Annotated in this window: 1 protein-coding gene; it reads right to left on the bottom strand. The window is 57.4% G+C overall.

The window, feature by feature from the left end; all coding sequences use genetic code 11:
• On the bottom strand, positions 1 to 579 hold a 579-nt coding region (locus tag AC1D1Y_RS26030; protein WP_477684898.1), incomplete at its 3' end, for a PTS transporter subunit EIIC.
• Between the last annotated feature and the right edge of the window lie 49 nt (positions 580 to 628).

The following is a 628-nucleotide window of genomic DNA, read 5'->3' as shown; positions in this document are numbered from 1 at the left end:
ACCCAGCTCGGTCGCGGCCACCGTCATCAGAGTGAACAACAAAGGAATGCACAGGAACGGCACCACATAGATTCCATTCAGCACAATGGGCAGCCCATACAGCACTGCCTCGTTGATATTGAAGAGGGCTGGCAACGCCGACCATTTGGCAATCTGGTGTTGAGGCCCCTGCCTCACYTTCCACAAAATGGCAATCACCAGGCACATCGTGGAGCCTGCTCCACCCATCAGTGCAAAGTGGTTGAACAGGGGGCGCCAGGCCAGCGCGTTGGTGTAGGGTGAACCACCTGGGGCAAAGAGTGCGGCGCCGTAGGTGTCGAGAATTTGGGCCCCATGGATGCCGAAAAACCAGGCGGTTTGGTTTAGCAGGGTCGCCAGGCTGCTCAATACCCAGGTGGCATCTGCCTGCTTCAGTTGCGCCCATATCACCACGGGCGACAACACATAGGGAGAGACCGTAGGCAGAGTTCCGAGCATCTCCACGATCAAGAAAAAAACAATCCCTGCCACGATCACGGCTGGCGTCAGGCGCACCGCATGGTGATAGATGGAATCAGCAACGTAGGGATCATCACTCACCCGCAGCCAATGCCATCGTGTGACCAGTCGTAGCAGCTCAGCTGTGGCG

This window comes from Polaromonas sp. P1_G1, from assembly GCF_056405595.1.
The sequence above is the reverse complement of the archived record's forward strand: the minus strand, read 5'-3'. Positions and strand labels throughout refer to the sequence as shown.